General features: G+C 31.7%; 10 protein-coding genes. 1 reads left to right on the top strand and 9 read right to left on the bottom strand.

Features of this window, described 5'->3' with window-relative positions; translation table 11 throughout:
• The first annotated feature begins 8 nt into the window (after window positions 1-8).
• Window positions 9-524 carry a hydrolase gene (locus tag MUN68_RS09740; RefSeq protein ID WP_249997119.1) on the top strand — a complete coding sequence of 172 codons (516 nt, stop codon included), beginning with the start codon at window positions 9-11 and terminating at the stop codon, window positions 522-524.
• A 40-nt stretch (window positions 525-564) separates the two neighbouring features.
• Here MUN68_RS09740 and MUN68_RS09735 read toward each other — a convergent pair whose 3' ends face one another.
• The 9 genes from MUN68_RS09735 to MUN68_RS09695 all read right to left on the bottom strand — a co-directional run bounded on the left by MUN68_RS09735 (window position 565) and on the right by MUN68_RS09695 (window position 26,868).
• Window positions 565-1,212, bottom strand: coding sequence for an alpha/beta hydrolase (locus MUN68_RS09735; protein ID WP_249997118.1), 648 nt, complete (start codon window positions 1,210-1,212; stop codon window positions 565-567).
• A 3-nt stretch (window positions 1,213-1,215) separates the two neighbouring features.
• Entirely contained in the window at window positions 1,216-1,548 is a 333-nt protein-coding gene (locus MUN68_RS09730; RefSeq protein ID WP_249997117.1) for a hypothetical protein, read from the bottom strand.
• A 12-nt stretch (window positions 1,549-1,560) separates the two neighbouring features.
• The gene (locus MUN68_RS09725; RefSeq protein ID WP_249997115.1) at window positions 1,561-2,817 is read right to left on the bottom strand and encodes a dihydroorotase; all 1,257 of its coding nucleotides are present in this window, start codon (window positions 2,815-2,817) and stop codon (window positions 1,561-1,563) included.
• Window positions 2,814-4,739: a BatA domain-containing protein gene (locus tag MUN68_RS09720; RefSeq protein WP_249997114.1), complete on the bottom strand. Its 1,926-nt coding sequence runs from the start codon at window positions 4,737-4,739 to the stop codon at window positions 2,814-2,816. Before MUN68_RS09720 ends, MUN68_RS09725 begins: the two co-directional genes overlap by 4 nt.
• 86 nt (window positions 4,740-4,825) lie before the next feature.
• Window positions 4,826-7,156, bottom strand: a complete 2,331-nt coding sequence (locus MUN68_RS09715; protein WP_249997113.1) for a T9SS type B sorting domain-containing protein — start codon at window positions 7,154-7,156, stop codon at window positions 4,826-4,828.
• Window positions 7,157-7,236: 80 nt separating this feature from the next.
• Complete coding sequence (locus MUN68_RS09710; protein ID WP_249997112.1) at window positions 7,237-13,776, bottom strand: T9SS type B sorting domain-containing protein; 6,540 nt, start codon at window positions 13,774-13,776, stop codon at window positions 7,237-7,239.
• Between the two features lie 123 nt (window positions 13,777-13,899).
• A complete protein-coding gene (locus tag MUN68_RS09705; RefSeq protein ID WP_249997111.1) occupies window positions 13,900-19,524 on the bottom strand; it encodes a T9SS type B sorting domain-containing protein in 5,625 nt (1,874 codons plus the stop codon).
• Between the two features lie 209 nt (window positions 19,525-19,733).
• Window positions 19,734-24,578 carry a T9SS type B sorting domain-containing protein gene (locus MUN68_RS09700; RefSeq protein ID WP_249997109.1) on the bottom strand — a complete coding sequence of 1,615 codons (4,845 nt, stop codon included), beginning with the start codon at window positions 24,576-24,578 and terminating at the stop codon, window positions 19,734-19,736.
• A 502-nt stretch (window positions 24,579-25,080) separates the two neighbouring features.
• Window positions 25,081-26,868, bottom strand: a complete 1,788-nt coding sequence (locus MUN68_RS09695; protein WP_249997108.1) for a gliding motility-associated C-terminal domain-containing protein — start codon at window positions 26,866-26,868, stop codon at window positions 25,081-25,083.
• Between the last annotated feature and the right edge of the window lie 4 nt (window positions 26,869-26,872).

Below are 26,872 nucleotides of genomic sequence, written 5' to 3'. Positions count from 1 at the left end.
CATTGATTATGAAACAAAGATTGTTCATGTATTTATTTATTTTCACTTTATTATTAGTGATTTTTCAATTTGTAAATTCTAAAAGTATTATTGAGAACTATGACAAAAAGCTAACCAATTATATGGTAGCGAATACTCAATTGAAAGATTCAATTAGAGTTATGGAAGATGATGTTGTTTCTAATTTCTACACGTTCAAGTTTGACACCAATGAGGATGCAATGATATATTGGGAAGAGCAAGGTTTTAGAATTTCAGAGTTTGTACCATTTATAAAAGACGAATTAATGAATCTTAATGTTTATGAAACTGAAGATCATCCGTTAGTGCCTTATGCGTCTATGACTGGTCAGAAAATGCTAATAGATCAAATACGAATGCTTAACCATAAATGGATCATAGCTAGTTTTACTGATGGTAAATATTGGGGAGAAATGTTACTGTCTTATGAAATAGAAACTATTGAAGATAGGAAAGAGCTTAAGTTTAAAGTTATTGAATCATCGTTATATAGGCCTAGATAAACTTAAATAAAAGTTGCTTCGATTCGCTCTGAATGAAATTTTAAATTCTGTTCTTTAGCCAGCTTCTAAACTCATAAAAATTTTGAGGAGCAACACCATGTCCAATAGGGAATTCAGAATACGTATTTTTAATATTTAAAGCATTTAAGAACTGAGGTGATTTTCTAGCCCAATCTACTGGGATAACTTGATCTACACTTCCGTGAGAGCAATAGAAATCTAAGTGTTTGTAGTTTTTAGTTGTTAAATCTGTGTCTAACATATCTTCACTAACATAGCCACTTAATGCAATGATATTTTTAACTTTTTCGGGATAGGTGAGTGCAACAGCATAACTTAAAATGGTACCTTGACTAAATCCCAAAAGGGTGACATTATTTTTATCGACGGAATATTCAGCGCAAGCTTCATCAATAAAGTTGGCGATTTTATCACGTGATTCAATAGCTTGTTCTACGTCATTCCATTTGTTTTGATTGGCGTCAAAATTAATAGCATACCAGGCATTTCCATAAGGTTGCATAGGATAAGGCGCTCTTACCGAAATGATATATAATTCTTCAGGTAATTCTTGAGCGAATGAAAACAAATCATTTTCATCACTACCATAGCCATGACACATGATTAGTAATGGTGCATTTTCTTTTAATGAAGAAGGTCGTGTAATGTGATGTAAGGATAAACTCATAAATTATTGTCCGATTGTAGCAAAAAGTTTTTGAAAGAAAGGACCTAAAATTGGAACTTCATTCATTTTTTTTCCAACAGCTCCAAATATGCCATATAAAAATAAAGCGATAAAGAAAACCCAAAAGGACGATGAGATCATCCAACTATTAAAAGCACCAATAAAATAACCTAAAACCATTTGTAGTAGCCATAAACCCAATGCTTGTCGAATATGAAAGGAAACAAGTGGATTGCGCTCTTCTCGATTCATAAAGAATGCTATTAGAGTTCCGATAAGTGTGATATAAGCAACAATCGCTAAGCTGTCATTGTTGTCGTTTGATGTGTTTTGCATAGTTTGAAGTTGTTATTTTGATAAAATCATCTTATTGTTTGCGATAATCCCGTAAACTATTCCTTTTAATTCTCTGTTTTCAAATATTGAATTTTTTGATCTTGATGTCATTTGTTCTTTTGAAAATATAGAATTCTCATTTGGATTAAACAATGATAAATCAGCTTTGTTTCCTATAGAAATTGAAGAAGATTCAATTCCGAAGCGTTCTTTTCCTTTAGTTAATAATTCTATTGTTTTCTTAATTGTAAAGATAGAATTCAATGCTCCGAATGCGCTTTCTAATCCGATTGTTCCATATTTGGCATAATCAAATTCAATTTTCTTGTCTTCAATGTCTATTGGATTATGGTCGCTTGTTATCATATCAATTGTACCATCTTTAATCCCTTCAATTAAAGCATCAATATCTTTTTGAGTTCTTAAAGATGGTAGTACTTTAAAATTGGTGTTAAAAGTTGATAACTCTTCGTCAGTAAAAATTAAATTATGAATTGCAACACTACAAGTTACATTCAACTTTTTCTTTTTAGCTGCTCTAATCAATTCTACTGATTTTGCAGTTGATATTGTTGGTATATGGAGTTTAGCTTCAGCGTAATCTAAAATAAATAGATCTCTAGCGACCTGCAATTCTTCTGCCAAAGCAGGATTTCCTTTTAGCCCTAATGATGTGCTTGTTATGTTTTCATTCATAACTCCTAATCCGCTTATCTTTGATTCCTGTGGAAATGAACAGACCAATCCGTTAAAATTACTAGCATATTGTAGCGCTAACTTCATCAGATTTGGGTCGTCAATAGGGTGTTTGTAGTCATAAAATGCCACTGCTCCAGCATTTTTCATATCAAACATTTCTGCTAAGACTTTTCCATCACTATTTCGTGTTAATGCTCCAATTGGATAGAGATTCGTTGCGTGTTTTTCGGCCTTCAGTTTTAGAAAATGAATATCTGCATGAGAATCAATGACTGGATTTGTATTTGCATTTACTGCTACTGAAGTAAATCCAGAAAGAGCAGCAGTTTTAAGTCCGTTTTCTATCGTCTCTCGTTCTTCATATCCTGGTTCTCCAAAACTCACGCTACTATCAAACCAGCCTTGAGATATATGAAGGTTGTCAAGTTTAATTTCTTTATGGTTTTTTGGATTTGAAATGCGTTTAGAAATGTTAGAAATGACACCTTTTTCAATTAAGATATCGACCGTTTCATTGTGAAAATCGCTTTTAGGGTCAATTATAGTGGCCGATTTTACGAGTGCATTCATTTCAAGAATTTTAAGATGAGCATTTCAATAATTATAAAAGCTAGTGCAAAAATAACAAACCATTTCCATAGCTCGTTAACATTAGTTGCACTTTTTATATCATTTATCGTTGATGTAACCGATTCACTGACTGTTGCGTTTTCTGTATTAGTTAAATCAAAGTAGGAAAGATTACTTTCGTTTCTATTAAAATTAAAACTTAAATTTTTCAAAAAGGTTTCGTTGTTCTGAACAGCAATAATTCCTGATGAATTAGGATAATCACTAGTCTTTAAAGCAACTTTATTTGTATAAGTCTGTTGTAGTGGAATTGCTGAGTTTTCGCCATTAACTAAAGTTAGAATATCATCTTGCTGAAGTTTTGTTGGTATATCTATATTGTTTTCTTCACCTATAGTGTAGTATAATTGAGAGACTTTCAAGCTTTGTTTTCCAATATTGTAAAGTACAGGAACAATTAAAGGTGAATTTTTAAAATTAGAATTGTTTGTATTTAATGCTGCTGAAAAACGATATGCATTTTCGGATTGTGATAAAAATGAAGAGCCATCTTCGTAGCTCAATATTGATGTTCCTTTGTCTGAAGTGTTACTGTAATATGAATTTACTTTTGGGTACTGAAAATTTCTAATTTGTTTGTCAAAAACATTAGTCAATAATGGATGTGAAAAATGTATTGTTGTTACCCTTTTTTCTTGAGAATGAATAGAGTCAAATCTTGATAAATTATAGTTCGTAAATAATTGATTATAAGTGTTTAGTCTGATGTTGTTTGATGGGATTGTTAATATAATTCCACCATTATCTGTAAATGCTTTTAAGGCTGTGATTAATGATGGTGGAACCTCTTTTAATTCATTTAAAACGATTAGATTCTGGTCGTCAAGAAGATTGTAATTTAAAGCATTAAATGGTGTTGAAATGAAATCAAATTCATCATTGGTATATATCTTTTTTAAGTAGCTGTCATCAGCTTCATTAATTGCAATAACTTTTATAGCTTCTTGTTTGTCAATGTTGAAGTACAATTCGTTATCATATTGAAGATTGGTATCTTCAATCGTTATTTTTCCATTAAAAACAGTATTGGTTGGAATCGTAAAAATAGTGCTTGATTCACTTACAATATCAACAGCACTTTTAGCAATAAGTTTATCGTCATTAAATAAGGATACAGGCAAGGTTTCAATAGGTTCTCCTTGGTTTTTAAACTTAACAGTTAATTCTAAGTTTTCAACTGTAGATTTTGAAATAAATAAACTATCTATTGTGATATTTGAAACACTAGCTGGTTTTAACTGAACCAATTTTATATTTGTTATACTGTCCTTTGCAATAGAAAGGATGTCCATTTTTTGCTGAAAATCTGAAATTAAGACTAAGTTTTTAATAGAACTTTCATCTTTTGAAAAGACATTTTTACCTTTTAAAATAGCTGCGTCGTATCCTAGTTGACTTGGAGAATGCTTTAGTTGTATTAAATCATTTTTAATTGCTTTAATACTCGTGTTGTAAAAGTTTGCATTATTAGTAAATACCGAAATTGGTTCGTTTTCATCAATACTTTCAATAATATCTTGAATTGCAGAGTTTAATAAAGTCCCATTAATCCCTTGCGCTTGCATACTAAAGGAATTGTCTAGATAAATAACAGTTTCACTTTTAGTATTAAAGCTTTCAGAATTAGACATGTAAGGTTGAGCAAAAGCAATAATAGCACAAGCAAGCAGCAGCATTCTTGTTAATAGGGTTAGCCATTTTTTTAACTGTGAACTTTTACGTGTTTGTATGCTTAATTCTTTTAAAAACTGAACATTAGTAAACGCTACTTTTTGAAACTTACGAAGTTGAAATAAATGAATAATAATAGGAATGATAAGCAGAAGTAAAGCGTAGAGAATTTCTGGATGTTTAAACTGCATTCCTAAGTTGTGATTTTTTTATATAATTAGTTAATGCTCAAATATAGAAAATGCTAAGGGATTTGTAGCTTTAGCTTTTGAGAAAATTAACGTTTTAGCGTGAAATGACCAGTAAATGTCTTTCCATTAATAAGCGTTGCGATAAACCAATAGTCTGAACTTGGTAATGTTTGTCCATTAAGTGTGCCATCCCAACCAGGACTTAAATGGTTGAGTTGTGTTATTAATTTTCCGTAGCGATTAAAAATTTTCACATCAATGCCTTGGTTGAAATCTTCGCTAATACCATATATATGCCATCTTTCATGAACATTATCTCCATTTGGTGTAAAGAATTTAGGGAATCCTAAAACTGAAACAGTTTGTTCAATGAAACCGCAACCATTTAGATCTCTTACATAAACAGTATGTATACCTGGAGGAACGTTGTAAAACACATTATTCTCTTGAAAAATCACACCAAATATATCTAATGCATATTCGTAGACACCTTCACCAGTAACTTCGATAGCAATAGTATTATTACTTGTGCCTTCTTGAATGATTATATTTTCGATAGTAGCAATATTTGAAGGGTTCACTGTTAAAGTTCTGCTTGAAGAACAACCGTTTGGATCTGTAACTATTACTGTGTAAATGCCAGGTTCATTAATCTCATTAAACGATGTGTTTACTGAAGTTGTTGTGCCGTTTAGGAGCCATTCATAATAATAGTTGCTAGGAGAATCATTGAGTACACCTCCTAACAAAGTGATGGTTTCTGGAAATGAATTTAAGCAATAAATAAATTGTTCATCATCTAAAAGCACAGGAGTATATAAAACGTTAAGCTCTGCAGATGTTATTGAAAAACACTGATTATTATTTGTCACTTTTACAAAAATGGTTTGATTATCAGGTGTTATATTTTGATAAATTGCGCCTAAAGTATTCGTTTCTTGAAAGGCATCATTTTCAGTTTCATAAAAGGTAACATTTGCGCCAACAGGAATTTGATTTTGAATGTTATCAATAATCTGATTTAAATCGAAAGTTGCAAATCCATCAATATCATCACCATCACATGCTTCAAGTGTTGGGATGTTTAAGATATTATTTGAAATTTGAAGCTCTAATTCGGCAATTTCAAAACACCCATAAAAATTTTGAACTCGAGCATATACTGTTTGAAAAGGAATGGAGTTTTCAAAATTAGTGGGATTTATAATCGCATTTGTGTTTTGAAGTGCATCATTTTCAGATAAGTAAAAATTGACAAGAAAAATTGAATTATCATTATTAGTAATATCACCTTCAGCATCATAAAGATTATACAATGTTATTCCATCTTGATCTTGATCACATTCTATTAAAACGGAATCAAATACTATAGGATTATTGGCATATTCAATTACAATATCTCCATATGAAACGCAGGTATTGTCTAAGGTGATTTCAACATTATAGGTTCCAGCTTCTGTAACTGTGTAAGTTGCGTTTGTTTCAGTAATTAATTCAACACCATCTTTAAACCATTTAAAACTATTACTATTTATTTGAGAAGCGTCCAATTCTAAAGTCTCATTTCCACAAAGTGCATTTTGAGTTGATAGCAATCGGTTAGGACCTAAATTTGTTGATAGCTGAAAACTCCCAGCCTCAAAGAATACAGCAGAATCATATCTGTAATTATGATCGTCTGCAATAACAAGTTTAACATGATACGTTTGATTTGGAATTACATCAGCAGTAGCTGTAAGTACCTTTGTTTGTCCGTTAAAATTTATTGGCACATTATTACCATTCCAGCTTTCAAAATAGAATTCATTAATAGCGTCGCAACTATTAGGAATTCCGGAATGTACTGTGGTTACTTTTACAGGTGTTTGCGTATTTGGAACTAAAGCGATATTTGAATACTGTTGCTCACCGATTGGTCGAATAAGAAAACCGAATAGATCTGAGTAATGACACGTGTTTGAATTGCCTTCTTGGTATTCTTCGGAAGCAAATAAATACCTAAAACTGACTTGTGATGCGATAGAGGTGAAGTCGAATTCAAGAATAGTTGCATTTATGGTATTAGATTCGTTAAGACTGTTTTCTAGGTCTGTATCACCATTCCAATCAGGAGCATTGTCGTCACTTAACGTTGCATTTGGTCCAGGAACGTTAGATAATCTACCAGTACTAAGCACAACACCACTTTGAAATGGAAAAGTAGTTCCAGTTGCGTCAAAATAGCCATAGCTCTGGTCTGTATTATTGAAATTACCACCAACGACATTTGTTACAATGACGTTTTCAATACAATCACTATCAATAAGGATATCTTCAATAAGTTGTTGCGGAGTGAAGGTCTGACTATCAACTTGAATATTTTGTCCAAGAATAGTCAAACTTACTAGTAAACAAGTAAGTAAAATTAAACGTTTCATCTGCAATTTTTCCGCTAGCAAAGATACGGATAGTCAAGGTTTAAATAACTAAAATATTGTTAATATGAAGTTAGAATTTACTATAGTCGTAATGAAAAATGTCCTTTCACTTCAAAAGCGATGTCACCTTTTCTCACTTTAGCTAAATACCAGTAATCTGAAGCTGGCATTAATTTACCATTATAAAAACCATTCCATCCAGTTGAATTGGCAGTGAGAGTCGTAATTAGTTTACCAAAGCGATCAAATATATAGATGATTGTACCAGATAGCGTTTCAACACCAGTAATATGCCATGTGTCAAAATGACCATCACCATTAGGAGTCATAAATTTAGGAGCATCAATAACTACTATTTCTTTAATAATAGAAGCACAACCATTTAAATCAATTATGGTAAGTGTATGAAAACCTAAACTTACATTTTCAAATACATTCGATAATTGTGGATCCTCATCATCTAATTGGTACATGTAATTTCCAATACCACTTACTGTAATTACTACATTATTTGGATCTGAAAAATCAATATTTTCTGTAACGACAATGTTTGCTGCTTCAGATTCGGTAACGGTAAAGAATTCAGTAGATTCACATCCTTCAGAAGATGTTACAGTAACAGAGTAAGTTCCAATAGTTGTGATTTCAATATCTGGTGATGTTTGATTGGTAGACCAAAGATAGGTGTCTCCAACTTGATTTGTATTGGCACTAACTATTAATGGCAAATCTTCTAAACAAATTACCTGAGAGCCAATATCAAGAATTGGTTTCGGATTAATAATGATTTCAAAAGACGTCATATTATAGCAACCCGTTGTGTTGTTTTCGACACGAACAAATATTGTTTCAGCATTTTGCGATTCATATATTTCACCAATACTATTGATACCTTCTTCCGCAGCAATTAAATCATTGTAATAGGTAACACTAAAGTTATTCGGATTTTGTCCGTTTAAAACAGTTGGGTTTTGTAATGCTAAATCAAAGTAATACAAGCCATCATAATCATCATCACATTCTACTAGGTCATTTGGTGTATTTGCAATTGGACTCGGATTTACAATTAAATTAAACTCATGAATATGGTAACAATGCGTTGTTGAAAATTCGACACGCGCAAAAATAAAATCACTATTTGATTGGTATTCATAGTCATAGTCTAAAGCGTTAGTTTGATTTATGGCATCTTGTTCGGTTGGATAATAAACGACGATAACATTTGCTGTTTGTATTAGCAATGGCGAATTGATTTCAGATAACGTTGCTCTTCCATTTTCATTCTCACAGAGTTCAAACTCGTCTAAAGGATCAATTGCAGGAGGCAAATTGACATCTAATTCAAGAGGAACAAAAGTAAAGCAGTTAGCAACTGTATTAAACACTTTAATGAACACAGTTTGCGGACTAGAGCTATTGATGTAATTTGTAGGATTTATAATTTGATTCACATCATTTTGAAGGTCATCTATAGATTCAAAATAAGTGATGCTATTATCAGGATTTACACTGTTGAAAAGTTCGGATTCAGCTTGAGTTAAATCAAAAGGAGTATTGCTATCATAGTCTGTGTCACAGTTGACAATTAGCGAAGGCACATTTGGATGCTCATTGACAATTAAATTAAACTGAGTCAAGCTATAGCATCCAGTAGTGTTGTTTTCTATTCTCACAAAAACAGTTTCACCATTTTGCCCTATGTAATTGAATGTTAGAGGGTTTGTGTCATCGTTAGCATCTGCTATGGTTGAGAAATAGGCTACTGTAAATGCGTTAGCATCTTGAGAGCCTAAAACAGTACTGTTAACAGAGAACAAGTTAAATTCTCCAATACCATCATTAGAGTCATCATCGCAGGTTTGTAAATCTGAAGGTTGATTTGCTACAGGAAGAGGGTTGATTATAAGATCAAAAGGGTAAATATAGAAACAACTTGTTGATCCAAATTCTACACGAACAAAAATAGTGTCACTAATTGTAGAATAGGTGTAATCCGTGTTTAAAGGGTTTGAACTAATTTGCGCCTCTGCAAGCGTTTGATAATAGCTAAATAATACATCAGTGTTATCATTAACAATAACATTTTCTATCTCATTTAAGTTGAAACTACTCGTTGCATTATCACAGATTTCATGGGTTACAAATTCATTAATTTGTGGAGGTAAATTAATCATTAATTCTAAAGGAACAGAAGCATAACAATCTGCTAAAGTATTATAAGCCTTAATAAAAATTGTTTGTGGATTTGTAGTATTGGTATAGTTTGACGGACTTACAATAGCATTTGTACCAGACTCTAAATCAGTTTCAGATTCAAAATATGAAATTGTAATGTAAGATGGTAAAATTGGATATAAATCAGATTCTGCTTGTGTTATATCGAAAGTCGTAAAGCCATCATAGTCTGCATCACATAAAACAATAGGTTGAGCAGGTTGTGGATGTTCATAAATCAAAACATCAAAAAGCGTTGTACTATAACAACCTGTGCTGTTATTTTCAATTCTAACATATATTGTTTGTCCATTAGAAGCACCATAACTACTAGGTAAAACATTTGTGTTTGAATTGGCTGAAGTTTCATCTATGTGATAAGAGACTGTAAAGAGCATATCACTTTGAGCACCTAAAACTTGAGCATTTTGAAGTGTTAAGTCAATGGTTTCAATGGCATTATTTGAAATATCATCACAAGCTAAAAATGTTGTTGGAACATTAGCAATAGGTAGAGGATTGACAATTAAATTGAAATTATATGTTGTCCAGCAACCAGTAATTGCATGCTCTAAGCGTATATAAATAGTGTCATTATTGGTCGTGTAAGTGTAGTTTGTTGGTAACGGATTTAGATTGTTGTTAGCATCAGTTTGTGAGCTATGGTAGCTAATAATAATATTAGTTAAATCGTTAGTTACGATGTTATTTATAGTATTTAAGTCAAAACTATTGTTTGTATTTTCACAAATGTTATGTGATAGAAAATCATTGACTGAAGGCGGAAGATTTACAATTAAATTAATTGGTAAAACAGCATAGCAATCTGAAATGGTATTGTTTATTTTTACATATACCGTTTGAGGGTTTGATGTATTTGAATAATTTTGAGTATTTATAATTACTTCAGTGTCAGACTCAGCACCTGTTAGAGATTCGTGATATGAGATTTCTATATTATCTTGACGTACATCTAGAATATCTACTTCCACATCAGTTAAATTAAAAACGACAGAGCCATCATAATCTACGTCACAAGCGATGAGGTCAGGAGCAGGACTTACTTCAGGAACTTGAATAATATTAATATTAAAATCTACAATAGCATGGCAGTAGGTTCCATTTTCAATTCTTACAAATATTTGTTGAGGATTGGTAACATTTGTATAATTCAACGGAAGCTCATTTAAGTCATAATCTGCTTCATAATAACTATTGTGGAATGAAATACTAAGCGTTTCAGGAATACTTAACGCTATTTCAACAAGCTTTTCACTTAAGTCAAAGTCTTCAATACCGTTGTTGCTTATATCATCGCAAACAAAAACATCTACAGGTTCATTGTAAAGCGGTAAAGAGCCGACTTCCAATTCAAAAGATTCAGTACCAAAACATTCAAGATCTGTGAGGTTTTCAACTCGAATATGAATAGTTTGAGGACTAGATAAGTTTTGATAGGCAGAATATTTATCAATAATGTTTATCCGATCTATGGCATCTTGAGCCGTTTCAAAATATAAGACTTGTTTGCCTGGTTGACCATTTAAAATTTCAGTATCTTTTAAATAGAAAAAGAAATCTGCAATTTGATTACCATCTGCTTCACAATTTTCAAAATTACTAATAGGAATAAATGCAGGTAGAGTGTTGATATATACATAAAAGCCTACTAGACTAAAACAACCAGTATTATCATCTTCAACTCTAGCATACATATATTGTGTAGCTGTAGTATAACTCTCTGGATCTGAAATAACGTTTATTGCATCATAGGCATTCCAATAATCATTATAAAACGTAATATTGAGTCCTGTTGTATTAGTAACAATTTCTGGAATTCGAGTTTCTAAATCTACTGTAGATATACCATCTTGATCATCATCACAAACAATAATATCACTAGGTTGTAAAACAGTTGGAGCACTGGTTACATTTATTTCTAAAGGAGCGATATCAAAACAACCCGTTTGAGAATTGGTTACTCTTACATAAATGGTAAAAGGATTGACCGAATTATAGTAATATGGCGCTAAAACTATTTCGTTATCAATTGCTTCCTGTTCTGTTAAAAAATATCTTACGTTAGCTCCATTTACACCTGTAGCAACATAAGCGTTAAATGAATCTAAAAATACAGTTGTAAATCCATCTGTATCATCATCACAATAATCAACAGTGCCAAGACCTTGGATGTCTATTGGAGGTTGAATTACTAAATTAATTTCAATATATTCAGTACATATATCACTTACAATCGTAGCATAAATAACCGCAGGATTTGTACTTACAGTGTAAGGAACATTACTATCTAAAGGGTTGGTGTCATTATTTTGATCGTTAAGGGTTTCATAAAAGGTAATTGTAAACTCGTCATAACCATTAACCAGAGATGTTTCGATTTCATTTAGATCAAAATCTTCGATACCATCTTCGGAAACATCATCACAAACTGAAAAGGTATTAGAACTAAATCCTGTTTGAATAATATTAGCATGTAATTCTATAGGAACTATTGAAGTACAACCAGTAACATCATCAACAACTCTAATGTAAACAATTTGTAAACCAGGTATTACATTTTGGTAGTTTTCTGGATCAGCTATAGGGTTGTTTCCAGTGAGCGCATCTGCCTCATTTTCATGGAAAGAGATTGTTACTCCAGTTAAACCTTGTAAAGCAGAAGCCACTACAGTTGTTAAATCAAAATCTGCAAATCCATCAAAATCTTGTTCACAAGCATTAATCCATAGATCATCTTGAGTAACTGGAGGATTATCTATTACAGTTATGTTAACGCTGGTTGTATTAACGCATCCAGTCGTTGCATCATAAACACGAATAAATAAAGTTTCAGTTGAATTTATATTGCTATAAGGCGAATACACAGGGTTGGCTCCAGAATTCGCATCTTGTTGTGTATAATGATAACTTACATATAAATTTGGATTTCCATTTGTGACTTCTAAGCTAGTCGGATTTAAATCTATTAAAGTAAAACCATCAGAAACCGTATCATCACAGACCACTACATCTGCAGGATCAATAACATCTGGAACTTGATTAACAATGATATTAAACGTTGAAAAAGCCAAGCAACCATTGTCCATATCTTCTATTCTGATGTAGATTGTTTGTGGATTTGATGTGTTTTGATAAATATTTGGAAGTGCATTAGTTCCATTTTGAGCATCTGCTACTGTTGGATGGTATGTTATGTTGTAGTTAGAAGGAGGAACAGATATAAGGACTTCATAATCTTTAGTTGATAAATCAAATGTTTCAATACCATCATTCGAAATATCATCACACAATAAATAATCAGAAATAACACCAGAGTTTTGTTCTGTGTTTAGTGTAATTTCAATGTCGTCTTCAATTACACATTCTGTATTATTTAACTGAATCGTAATTTCTACTTTGTATGTCCCAGATGAGGTAGCTTCATAAGTTGTTGCAGTTGCTCCTGAGATTGGAGTGCCATTTTGAAACCATTCGTAACTAGCCAAATTGTTTTCAATATCAGCATTTAACAGTACCGAATCACCGCAAGTTACTATATCTGGACCTAAATCTACAGAAGCGTTAAAGCTATTTCCTTCTATGAATACTGCCGAATCATAATTTTCATCAGTTTGATCTGCAATGACCAATTTAATATGATATTGTACATTAGGAACAATGGTAGCTGTTGCAGTTAATACTGTTGTTCTTCCATTATAATTGGTGTCTCCAATATTATAACCTTCAAAAAAAGATTGATTTTCTGCTGGACAAAAACCAACAATTTCATCGTGTATGGTATTGGTGTTAACAGGAATGGCAGTTCCAGGAATTAAAGCAATATTAGAATAAGGATTTGAGGTTCCAGTTTCTTTAATAAGAAATGCAAAACCATCAGAATACTGACAAGGGAAATTTGTATTATACTCTTCTGAAGCTAATAAATAATTAAACTGAATTTGATTTGCTACAGAAATAAAATCAAATTCTATAGAAGTTGCATTTATGGTTTGTGTAATGCCTAATGCATTTTCAAGGTCTGAATCTGTTAACCAATTATCTTCGCCATCATTTAACGGATCAGTAATGACTGAGTTTCCTGCTGAATCAATATTTCCTGTAGATAATATGATACCATTTTGAAAAGGAAAACCAGAATTGTCCCGATCAAAAGAACCATAACTTGAAATTCCGTTTATTTCACCATTTATATTAGAAGAAATATTAGAAATATCTACACAACCTTGTCCTAAATTGGCTTGAATTAGTGCTTCAAGAGCTTCAGAACTATCTGTAGAAATTTGTTGTCCATTAACTATGTTAATTGAAAAAAAGTAGAACAACACATACAGAATGAAACTTATCTTCATTTGAAATGAAGTATAGTAAAGTGGTTTATTAATCATAGAATAATTTAAGGATCGAAATCTATAATTTATTAAAGTAATTAAAAATACCCAATACTAGTGGTTTTCAATGTTTAAAGGATTTATTCCTAGTTGAAATACAATATAATGTAGTGATTCTTGTTAGAGTCTTAAAGAAAAATGACCTTTCACCTCAAAAGATTTTTCACCATCTTTTACTTTCGCGATGTACCAATAATCAGAATTTGGCATGACGCTACCATTATAAGTGCCATTCCATCCTGGAGAATTTGAAGTCAATGTTTTTATGAGTTTTCCGTAGCGATCAAAGATGTAAATAATTGTTCCTGGTAATGTTTCAACACCTGTAATATGCCATGTGTCAAAACGACCATCTTCGTTTGGTGTCATAAACTTAGGAGCATCTATAACTACAATGTCTTTAGTTATGGAAGCACAACCATTTAAGTCAATTATGGTGAGCGTGTGATATCCTAAGCTCACGTTTTCAAATACATTTGATAATTGAGGCTCATCATCACCTAATTGATACATGTAATTTCCAATTCCATCAACCGTGACTATTACATTGTTTGGGTCTGAGAAATCAATACTTTCTGTAACGGTTATAGTTGCTGCTTCAGATTCTGTAACAGTAAATACTTCTGTAGTTTCACAACCAAAAGGAGAGGTTATAGTTACGGAATAGGTTCCTATGTCAACGATTTCAATTTCGGGAGATGTTTGATTTGTAGACCATAAATAGGTGTCTCCAATTTGATTCGTATTAGCACTTATTGTCAACGGTAAGTTTTCTAAGCAAATCACTTGAGAACCTATATTTGCAATAGGTTTTGGATGTATAATTATTTGAAAAGAAGTAATGTCATAACATCCAGTTGTATTGTTTTCAACACGAACATAAATGGTTTCATTGTTAATAGCTACATAAATTGTATTTAAAGCATCAATGTTATCTTCAGCAGATAGTAAATTACCATAATAAGAAACCGTAAAATCATTAGGATTTTGTCCATTTAAAACTGTAAAGTTCTGAGATGATAAATCAAAGAAATATAGCCCATCATAATCGTCATCACATGCTTCAAGATTATTAGGTGTATTTGCAATTGGTAGTAGATTGACTATTAAATTAAACTCATGAATATGAAAGCAGTGTGTTGTTGAAAATTCAACACGAGCAAAAACAGTGTCATTAGTTGATTGATATTCATAATTATCATCTAGAGGATTCGTTTGATTGATAGCATCAAATTCTGTAGAATAATATACTATGAAAGCATTTGCTGATTGCGTAAGTAATTTTGAATTGATATCAGAGAGCGTAACTGTGTCATCTCCATTATCACACAATTCAAATTCATCTAAAGGATCTATAGCAGGAGGTAAGTTGACATCCAATTCTAAAGGGACATGTGTATAACAATTAGCTATAGTATTAAATATTTTAATGTATATAGTTTGTGGACTCGTTATATTGATATAGTTTGAAGGGTTGCCAATGCTATTTATATCATTTTGAAGGTCATCAATAGACTCAAAATATGAGATGATATTATCAGGATTTACAATATCGAAAAGTTCTGATTCAGCTTGAGTTAAATCAAAAGGAGTAAAACCATCATAATCTGTATCACAATTTGTGATTTGAGAAGGCTCTTTAGGATGAATATTGACAATTAAATTGAACTGAGTTAAGTTATAGCATCCAGTAGAGTTATTCTCAATTCGAGCGAAAATAATTTCCCCATCTTGTCCTGTGTAATTATAAGTTACTGGACTGTTTCCAATATCAGCTTCAGCTTGAGTATTGAAATAAGTTACTGTAAAATCGTTAGAATCTTGAGACCCAAGAACAGCATTGTTTACAGAAAATAGATTAAAATTTTCAATTTCATCATTAGAAATATCGTCACAGGCTTGTAAACCTGGAGGTTGATTTGCTATTGGCAAAGGGTTGATAATAAGTTCAAAAGGATAGATGTAAAAACAACCTGTTGTTGCGTATTCAATACGACTAAAAATAGTATCGTTAGACGTTGAATAGGTGTAATTCGTATCTAAAGCATTAGCGCTATTTTGAGCATCAGAAAGTGATTGGTAGTAGCTAAAAACCACATCAGTATCATCATTAACGATTATAAAATTAATGTCATTCAAATCAAAACTGCTTGTAGAATTATAACAAATTTGATACTCCTGAAATGCATTTATCAGTGGAGGTAAATTCACTGATAAGTTTATGGGTTGAATACTATAACAGTTTGAAAGTGTATTTGTGACTTTTATGTAAACTGTTTGTGGATTTGAGGTGTTGGTATAATTGTCTGGATCTAGAATTGTTCCAGAGCTGTTTTCTGCATTTTCTAAAGTTTCATGATAACTTATGTTGATGTCGTCAATCCTAACGTCAAGGACATTAGATTCTATTTGTGTTAAATCAAATGAGACTATGCCATCGAAATCATTATCACAACTGATTAGGTCTGGAGCCGAATTTATTTCAGGAACTTGTACAACATTTAATAGGAAGGTAGAAAGTGAGTGGCAAAAACTGCCATTTTCTATTCTTACATACAAGAGTTGCGGATTGGTAATATTGGTATAATTAAGTGGTAATTCATTTAAATCTAAATTAGCATCACTATAACTTTGATGAAAGGAAATGTCTAAACTTTCGGGAATGTTATTACTAACTTCTGTAACCTTTTGAGTTAAATCAAAATTTTCAAAACCATCATTGGAAATATCATCACAAACATCATAACTTACAGGCTGATTAAACAGCGGAAATGGTGTGACGTTTAAAATTAATGATGACGTCCCAAAGCAATCTATATCTGTAAGATTCTCTACTCTAACATGAATCGTTTGAGGGTTAGATGCGTTTTGGTAAGTTATATTTTTATCAATTATATTGCTGCGATTTATAGCATCTTGTGCAGTTTCAAAATATAGCACTTGTTTACCAAGTTGACCGTTTAATATTTCGTCATCTTTTAGATTAAACACGAAGTCATTTATTCCATCATCATCACTTTCACAAGTAATAAAGTTTGATATCGGAATAAACACTGGTAATGTATTTATAATGACATCGAAATTAACAATAATATGACATGTTGTGATTAAGCTTTCTATTCTTACAAAAACAGTTTCGGTTTGCGTGTTGTAACTCTCTGGTGTTGATATGCTATTGGTCCCAAAATCGGCATCTTCAAAGGTGGTGTGAAATGTAAAAAGAAGGTCTGTTGTATCTGATACAATTTCAGGAATACGGTTCTCTAAATCTACAATTGAATATCCATCTTGATCATCATCACAAATAATAATATCGCTTGGTTGCATGACTATTGGTGGATCAATAACTAGAATTTCTAATGATGAAATATCATAACATGTTGTTTGAGTATTTGCGACTCTTGTATAAAGTGTAATTGGGTTTACTGTATTAGTATAATTTTGAGGTAATACGTTTTCATTATCAATTGCATTTTGTTCTGTTATATAATATTTAACGCTAGGAAAGTCAATTCCAAAGCTAACATAGTCATTAAAACTTGGTAAAAATATTGATGTTGAGCCATCAAAATCAGTGTCGCAATACTCAACACTTTCAAGAGGTTGAATCTTTATTGCAGGATGAATAACAAGTTCAATAGAATTAAATTGATCACAAGAATCTATTGTTGCTGTTATATAAATTATTGTGGAAATTGAAGTTGCTGTATAAGGTACATCTTGATCTAATGCATTACTATTATTAAGTTGGTCATTTTCGTTTTCAAAAAAAGAAATATCGAAGCCTACATAACTTGCTAATATTGCAGTTCTTACATCGTTTAAATTAAAATCTGCTATTTCGTCATTTGAAGCGTCATCACATACGCCAAAATCATTCGTATTAAAACCAGATTCAACGATATTAGTATGAAGTTCAATACTCATAATTGAAGAACATCCAGTGACATCATTTGTAACTGTTATATAAACCAATTGAAAAAATGGCGTTGTATTTTGATATGCTGTTGTATTAGGAATTACATTAATTCCTTCTTGTGCATCAATTAATGTTTCATAAAAACTATAAGAAACACCAGTAAGTCCTAGAAGAATTTCATCTACTACTGATGTTAAATTGAAAAATTCAAATCCATCACCATCAGTTTCACAAGCATTAATCCATTGTACTTCTTGATTGATAATTGGATTTTCTAACACTTGAATATTCATTTCGGTTGTGTTTACACATCCTGAAGTAGCATCTTCAATTCGTATAAACAAAGTTTCAAATGCATTAGTGTTCGTGTATGGACTAAGAATCTCATTTTGGTTTAAATCAGCTTCTTCTTGAGTACTATGGTAACTAATTAATAAATTGGTGTTTCCAGCAGTAATTTCATCCGTTTTAGTATCCAGATTAATAGTTGTAATTCCATCTGACACACCATCATCACAAATTTCAAGATCTGAAGGTTCTATGTATATTGGAGCATTATTTACAACAAGGTCAAAAGTTGAGTATGCCAAGCACTCTGTGTCTATGTCTTCAATTCTTACATAAATTGTTTGAGGATTTGTAATGTTTTGATAAGGACCTGTAATCGTAGCAGTTTCTGTTAAAGCACCAGCATTGGTTAGATGATAGCTAATGTCATAATTACCAGAAGAAACAGCATTTATGACTTCATTATCTTTGGTTGCTAAATCAAAAATCTCATGACCATCGTTTGAAGCATCATCACAACGTATAAAGTTTGTAATGGCATCTACATTTTGTTCGTTGTCTAAAACAATATTTATTTCATCTTCTATTATACAACTAGAACTGTTTATTTGCAAATCAATTTCTACTCTATATGTCCCTGAATTTGTAGCTTGAAATGTACTGTCGTTAGCACCTGCGATTGGTAAGTTGTTTTCAAACCATTGATAAGATGCCAGACTATTTTGAACATCACCATTAAGAAGTACGGATTGGCCACAGGTATCAATGTCTTCACCTAAATCGACTGTAGCAAGCGTACTTGTACCTTCGATAAATACTGCTGAATCATAGTTTCTATCAGTTTGATCTGCAATAATTAATTTTATACGATAGGAAACATTAGGAGAGATGTCGTTAACTCTAGCCGTTAGGACTTTAGTTCTTCCGTTGTAATTCGTGTCTCCAACATTATAGCCTTCAAAATATTGAGCATTTTGTCCATCGCAAAATCCAACAACTTCGTCGTGTATAGTGTTTGTGTTTACAGGTATCGACGTTCCAGGAACCAATGCAATATTTTCAAATGGGTCAGGAGTGTCAGATTTTTTAATCAGGAATGCAAAGCCATCAGAATACTGACAAGGAAAACTTGTATTATACTCTTCGGAAGCTAATATGTAATTAAAAGCAATAAGATTTCCTGCGGAAACAAAATCAAATTCTATAGATGTTGCGTTTAAGGTATTCGTAACACCTAAATTAGTTTCTAAATCTGGATCTGTTGGCCAATTATTTGAACCTTCATTTAAATTATTTGGATTAAAACTGTTTCCAGCCGAACTGATACTACCTGTTGATAAAATGATTCCGTTTTCAAAAGGAAAGTTTGAATTTGCTTTGTTGAAAGAACCAAAAGAATCAAGACTATCAAATTGACCGTTTACAGAGGATGATATGTTTGATATTTCCACACAACCTTGACCCAAGTTAGCTTGTATTAAAGCTTCGAGGGTTTGAGAGCTATCTGTTGAAATTTGTTGCGCTAATGTTGTATTCATTGAACCTAGTAGGAGTCCAATACACAAGCACTTTAATATCTTCATTTATAACGATTAATTACCTAAATAGTTAATTTCAAAGGTTAGATTTTAGGGTAATGAAATCTAGAACTAGTGAAGGTAATTAAAATATCCGTTTTTTAAAGTTTTATAAAGCCTAAAGGAGTTTTTATCAGTTAAAGTGCATGTTTACGTATTTGGCCAATAAATTACAGTCTGAGTGTAAAATGCCCTTTGACATCAAATGCAATACTTCCTTTTCTAACTTTTGCTAAAAACCAATAATCATTGGCAGGCATTAAGTTGCCGTTATATCTACCATTCCATCCATCTGATGAAGAGTCTAGTTTCGTCAATAATTTGCCATAACGATCATAAATATAGATGATAGTTCCAGGTAAGGTTTCTACACCAGTTATATGCCAAGTGTCAAAATAGCCATCATCATTTGGTGTCATGAATTTTGGTGCATCAATAACTACTATTTCTTTTGAAACTTCAGCACAGCCATTCATGTCTATTATTTTAATGGTATGATAACCAATACTTACATTTTGAAATACATTTGAAAGTTGAGGTTCGTCGTCATCTAATTGGTACATGTAATTACCAATTCCGCTAACTGTAACTGTAATATTGTTTGGGTCTGAAAAATCAATTGTTTCAGTTAATTCTATTGTTGCAGTTTCAGATTCTGTAACGGTAAATACTTCAGATGTTTCACAACCAAAAGGTGAGGTTACTGTCACAGAGTACGTGCCAACTTGAGTAATTTCGATTTCTGGAGTTGTTTCATTAGTAGACCATAAATATTGGTCGCCACTTTGATTTGTGTTAGCGCTTACGAGTAATGGTAAGTTCTCCAAACAAATTACTTGACTTCCAATATCAACGATTGGTTTTGGATTTACAATTGCAGTGAATTGAGTGAGTGTGAAACATCCTGTTACATTATTTTCAACTCTAACATAGATGTTTTGTCCGTCATAAACATCATAAAGTGTAGGTAAAACACCTTCTGCTTCTTCAGCCAGTATATCATCATCATAGTAACTTACTGTAAAGTTTGTTGGACTCTGTCCTCCTAAAACGATAGCATTTTGTTGACTAAGATCTATTTCAATAAAGCCATCATAGTCGTCGTCACAAGAAATTATATCATTAGGTTGATTTGCAATAGGAGCAGGATTCACCAAAAGACTAAATTCATGAATGTAAAAACAATGTGTTGTAGAAAATTCTATACGAGCAAAGATTATATCATTTGTAGATTGGTAATTGTAATTAAAATTTAAAACATTTGTTAGATTTTCGGCATCTAGTTGTGTTGGATAATAATTTATGATCACATTGGCACTTTGTTCTAAAATGACTGAATTAATTTCCGTTAAATCAGTGGTATCGGTAGCATTATCACAAATGGTATAACTTGCAATTTCGTTAATTGCAGGTGGTAAGTTGACTATAAGTTCTAAAGGTACAGATACAAAGCAATCAGAAAGAGAATTTGTCACACGAACATAAACTGTTTGTGGATCAGTAAGGTTTGTATAGTTTGTAGGATCTGCAATAGTATTTGTTTGTAAAAATGAATCTTCAAGAGTTTCATGGTATGTAATTACAATATTATCTTGCCTAACATCTAGTATATCGAATTCTGACAATGTTAAATCAAAAGTTACAATTCCATCATAATCGTCATCACATTGTATTAATGGTTGCGGCATATTTATATTTGGAGCTGCGATAACATTAAGAACAAAAGAAGTGTATGATTCGCAAATGGTTCCATTGTTAATTCTTACATAAATTTGTTGTGGATTAACAGTATTGCTGAAATTTAGAGGTAGTGGATTGATATTGTTTTCAGCATTGCCTTGAGATGTATGAAAGCTAACTTCTTCAATTTCACTTATACCTTGAGTGATTTCTGCAAGTTGTACGTTAAAATCAAATTCTACACTACCATCATTAGTAATATCATCACAGATAAATATATCTGAAGGTTCGTTATATACAGGATTTGTACCTACTTCAATAGGAAAAGATGAAGTGGTATAACAATTTGAATCTGTAACATTTTCAACTCTAATATAAATTGTTTGTGGATTTGATGTGTTTTCATATATATTATCCTTGTCAATTGGATTTGTATTGTTTTCGGCATCTAAAGCCGTCTCATAATAAAAGACTTCTTTTCCGGTTTGGTCATTTAATACTTCAGCATCTTGAGTAGAAAAGATAAACTCCCCTAAACCATCATCACCAATTTCACAAAATTTATAAAGACTTATTGGATGTATAACAGGTAACGTGTTTACAATAACTTCAAAACGTTCGGTTGTATAACAGCCAGTGGAATTGTTTTCAATTCTTATAAAAAGTGTTTCAGTAATTGCTGAATATGAAGACGTTGTATTAATAGAGTTGATGTCATCATCTGCATCAGCTTGACTATGGTGAAAGGTAATATTTAAGTTCGTTGTATTCGAAACAACTTCAAAAATTTTACTATCTAAATTAATGATTGAGATGCCATCTAAATCGGCATCACAAATTATGATATCAGTTGGAGTATTGCTTTCAGGAGCTGGAATCACTTCAATTTCAAAAGAATTTATATCAGCACAACCAGTTAAACTATATCCAATTCTAGCATAAATGGTTTGAGGATTTGACACGTTTGTATACACGGTTGGTAGTGCATTAGAGTTTGAGTCAGCATCTTCTTCTGTTGCAAAATATCTTACTGTATAATCTGGTTGACTATTGGTTACTTCAGCATCAAACTGACCTAAATCAATTGCTGTAAATCCATCTTGATCTATGTCACAAATTGTTACATAGCCAATAGAGTCAAACTCAGTAATTGAATTTAATGTAATTTCAATTTGGTCAACTTCTTGACAAGTTGGACTTGTTATAACTAGATATAATGTTTGAGGATTAGAAGTGGGTTCAAATGGTACAAGAGGATCAATTGCGTTAATTTGATTATCCCGTTCATTTTCTGTCAGATAAAAATCAATTGTAATATCTATCTCTAATATTACTCCAAGATTTCCAATGATTCCATCGGCAATACTAACTAAGTCAAATGTTTCTTGACCATCATTGCCAATATCACATACACTAACATCTCTTAAATTGGTTGCCGTTAATAATAGATTCGTATGCAGTTCAATAGGAGTAATGCTACCACATCCAGTTGCTTGATTTTCGACTCTAATGAACACAATTTGTTCATCACTTACAATATTTTGATAATTGCTTTCATTGGCAATGGCATTAATACCTAAATCTGCATCTTCTTGTGTTTCATGGAATGTTACAATGACGTCTGTAGTTCCTTGTAAAACATCAGCAATAATTGAAGTTAAATCAAAAGTAGCAAATCCGTCATGGTCAGCATCACAAGCATCAATGAATTGTGGAGCAGTATTGATTGAGGGATTAGCTAACACTTCAATATCTAATGTTGTCGTACTAGAACAGCCAGTATTAGCATCTGTTACATTTACAAATAAAGTTTCTGTAGGATTTGTGTTTACATATGGTAATGGAATACTATTAGTGCCATTATCTGCATCATTTTGAGTTAAATGATAGGTGACTAGTAAGTCAAAATTTCCAGAAGTAATTTGATCATCTTTTTGAGATAAGTCAATTGTTGTCACACCATCTGAATTAGTATCATCACACACGATTAATGCTGTAGGATCGATAATATTAGGCAGAGGGTTTACAATTAAATCAAAACTTTGATACGCTAAACATCCATTTACCGTGTCCTCAATTTTCACAAAGATCGTTTGAGGATTTGTTGCATTTTGAATTGGAGATGTAATAGCATTTGTTCCAGTTAAAGCTTCATTTTGTGTATAATGATAACTTACATTATAACTTGATGATGGTACTGAAGCTAGTGCTTCTGAGTCTTTTGTTGATAAATCAAATAATTCTATTCCATTTCCGCTAATATCATCACAAAGTTGATAGTCTGAAATTGTATCGGCAGATTGTGTTGAACTTAGAATTACATTTTTTGTATCTTCAATGATACAAATAGAGTTAGTTAAAGGTATTTCTATTGAAACCGTATAATCTCCAGATTGGGTTACGTTTAAAGTTTCTTGGTTTTCACCAGGAATTATAACACCATCATGTAACCATGTATAGATGGCTTGCGGATTATCAATATTACCATCTAAAGTTACATCAGTAGCACAGGTTTGGGTATCAGGACCAAGATCTACATTGGAATTAAAACTATTTCCTTCAATAAAAACCGCAGAATCATAATTTTTATCAGTTTGATCTGCAATTACAATTTTTATATGATATTGTACATTAGGTGTAATTGCTGCAGTTGCAGTCATGACAGATGTACGACCATTATAATTTGTATCTCCTACATTATAGCCTTCAAAATACTGCTCATTTGACGCAGCACAGAATCCTATAATTTCATCATGAATGGTATTCGTGTTCACTGGAGTAGTGGTTCCTGGAATAATAGCAATATTTGTATAAGGATCACTCGTTCCAACTTCTCTGATAAGAAAAGCAAACCCATCAGAATATTCGCAAGGAAAATTTCCAAAATATTCTTCAGAAGCTAATATGTAATTAAACTGAATTTGATTTGAAACCGAAACAAAATCAAATTCTATTGATGTTGCGTTCAATGTTCCAGAAATTCCTAATGCAGTTTCTAGATCGGCATCTGTAGTCCAATCTGTACCTCCTTCATTTAGGATGGCATTATTTTGGGTGTTTCCACCTGAAGTTGCATTTCCTGTAGAAAGCATTATTCCATTTTCAAATGGGAAGTTTGATCCTGCTCGTTCAAAGTAAGCAAAACTGTTAAATCCATTTATGGATCCGTTTACCTCTGAATTAATGTTGGAGGTTTCTACACAACCTTGAACTAAATTGTTTTCAATAAGTTGTTGTTCTGTAAAAGTATTATTTATACTTATTTGTTGGCTATAAGATATAAAACCAAATAATAAGCAGGTTAATACTGCAAGGGATTGTTTTAAAATATTCATTACTAAGCGGTTAAGTTCATGGTGGTTAGCCATGAGGTTTGGGACTTTGGGCTAATTTGTAATCTTTAATGGGCGAAATATAGAACTAGATTAGATGAAATGCAAATATTTACGACGAAATACACAAAACATTAACATTTCGATTTGTTGAGTGTAATGATTTCTGAAGCTTTTTTGATGAGTATTTTGAGTTCTTTGGGTCTGAATGTGTATAAGTAAATCATAACATAAATTATAAAGTTGGACTTTAAATGTTGAAGTGAAATTTGAGATTTACTTGTAATCCATTGATATTTAGTACTTAAAAACGTTCTGTGTGTGTTTGTACAAAAATGAAAACGAGGTTGTAGATTTTATCTTTTCATATGATGTAAGTGAGTTGCTGCTTAATAGAATTACTATTTGAGGGAAAAGATTGTTAAGCGATAAAATTCAAATTGAAATTAGAGTTTAATAAGATAAATGACAAATAAATACGACGAATAACTATAAAATTTAACATTTAATAGTTTACATAAACCCATCCTACTTGTGATTCATAATTAGTATCGTTAAAGTTTATAGTATAAAAATAGGTGCCAACTGGAACAATTTTGCCATGATTATTAAGACCTCTGTTAATTAAACCATACCAAGGGTTATCATTATTCCCTTCAAAAATAAGAGTACCATATCTATTATATATTTTTAGTTCATGTTTTTCAAATATATCATAGAGGCCTTGAATGTTAAACCAATCGTTTGTGTTATCATTATTTGGTGAAAACCCTTGTGGAATATGAGGTGGACAATTTTCAACTAAAACATCAAATGTGTAAATCTCATAGCAAGGCGGATTATCGATTTTGACATAGATGGTTTGAGGGTTGCTAGTATTATTATAGTTTTCTGGGACATTAATTTCATTAGTATTTAATTCTAAATCTGAAAGATTAGCATAGAAACTTATATTGTTTGATACAGTAATATTATGTTCATTAAAAATATCAACTAAATTAAATACAGCCGAACTAAACGCTTCATTACATGACTGAACTTCTGGTAAAAATTCAATAGGAGGAATAACTAATAAATCAAGTTGAATTTCAAAACTATTATTCGTCTCATTAATTTCAGTAATTGCACCAATACCTGTTCCGTTATCATCAACAACTAATGATAAGACAAAGGAATCACCAACGCTTTCTGGTATTAAAAGAGAAATAGTTCCGATTTCAAAATCATTTATTTGTATATCATTTAAGGTAACCGATTGTCCAACTAATTCATTATCTGCATAAAAAGCAATTTGTGTATTTGCAGGTAATGGGTCTGTACTATTGGTATTAAAAACGGTGTATTCTATATTTATATTTTGATCACCACAATTAATAGTATAGTCATTAAGCATAATTGTAGCATCAGGAAGTTGACTGTTAAGTACTGTAATGATATTATTAATGAATACTAAATCTTGACCAGAAGTTAGTTCTATTATGGCAGAATTGTCACCTATGGAAATATTGTTTTGAATATCATAGACGTCAATATCCATATTATATAAATCTGTAGCACCAGTAAAACTATTGGTTCCGTTAAAGGCATTATTTGTTGGGTTTAATGGTGGATTACCAATTATATTGCCGTTAATCGTTAACTGTTCATTAACAGCGAGTCCTGCATCTCCTTCCCAAGCAATAAAGCCAATTTTTGCGTCCTCATTGTCTAAAACATTCAAATTATCTAATGTTATTGTTATATTATCTGGTACTCTTTGTAATCCATCATAAATGTTTAATTGATTTAATGGGAGGTTTGGGTCTTCATAAATTACAGTAATTGCCCAACCACCAAAGTTACTTCCACTTAAATTTGAGCAGTAAGGTGCTATAATTTCAGTAAGATCAAATTCGGAAACTGTATAGGTTGTATTGCCTAGATTTTGAATGATTAAGGTGATGTCTGTAAAAGCAGAAAAGTAAACTTTATTATTATATACATTACTAAACGTTCTATCTGGAATAATAGGAATTCCATTAAATTCAATATCAAAGTCTCCAGGTCCTGAACCAGCCCAATATAAATAGGCAGCAACTATATTTTGATTAGTAGCTAAAGATAAATCTGCAGAAGACGTTGTTAAAATATCACAAGGAGAGAAGTTGCCATTTTCAGAATTGTTGAGTGTATTTCCAATTGCAGTATAGTCATATCGACCATTAAATTGTTGAAATAATTCAATATCTTGACTATATGAAGAAAATGATATAGCGAAAATGAAACTAAAAATTACAAATTTGCTAAACCTCATTTTG

This window comes from Psychroserpens ponticola (assembly GCF_023556315.2).
GTDB lineage: Bacteria > Bacteroidota > Bacteroidia > Flavobacteriales > Flavobacteriaceae > Psychroserpens > Psychroserpens ponticola.
This window is presented reverse-complemented; position numbering and strand designations above follow the sequence as displayed.

Coding starts and splice junctions, on each gene's coding strand:
- MUN68_RS09740 (WP_249997119.1), top strand. CDS start 9: ATGAAACAAAGATTGTTCATGTATTTATTTATTTTCACTTTATTATTA.
- MUN68_RS09735 (WP_249997118.1), bottom strand. CDS start 1,212: ATGAGTTTATCCTTACATCACATTACACGACCTTCTTCATTAAAAGAA.
- MUN68_RS09730 (WP_249997117.1), bottom strand. CDS start 1,548: ATGCAAAACACATCAAACGACAACAATGACAGCTTAGCGATTGTTGCT.
- MUN68_RS09725 (WP_249997115.1), bottom strand. CDS start 2,817: ATGAATGCACTCGTAAAATCGGCCACTATAATTGACCCTAAAAGCGAT.
- MUN68_RS09720 (WP_249997114.1), bottom strand. CDS start 4,739: ATGCAGTTTAAACATCCAGAAATTCTCTACGCTTTACTTCTGCTTATC.
- MUN68_RS09715 (WP_249997113.1), bottom strand. CDS start 7,156: ATGAAACGTTTAATTTTACTTACTTGTTTACTAGTAAGTTTGACTATT.
- MUN68_RS09710 (WP_249997112.1), bottom strand. CDS start 13,776: ATGATTAATAAACCACTTTACTATACTTCATTTCAAATGAAGATAAGT.
- MUN68_RS09705 (WP_249997111.1), bottom strand. CDS start 19,524: ATGAATACAACATTAGCGCAACAAATTTCAACAGATAGCTCTCAAACC.
- MUN68_RS09700 (WP_249997109.1), bottom strand. CDS start 24,578: ATGAATATTTTAAAACAATCCCTTGCAGTATTAACCTGCTTATTATTT.
- MUN68_RS09695 (WP_249997108.1), bottom strand. CDS start 26,868: ATGAGGTTTAGCAAATTTGTAATTTTTAGTTTCATTTTCGCTATATCA.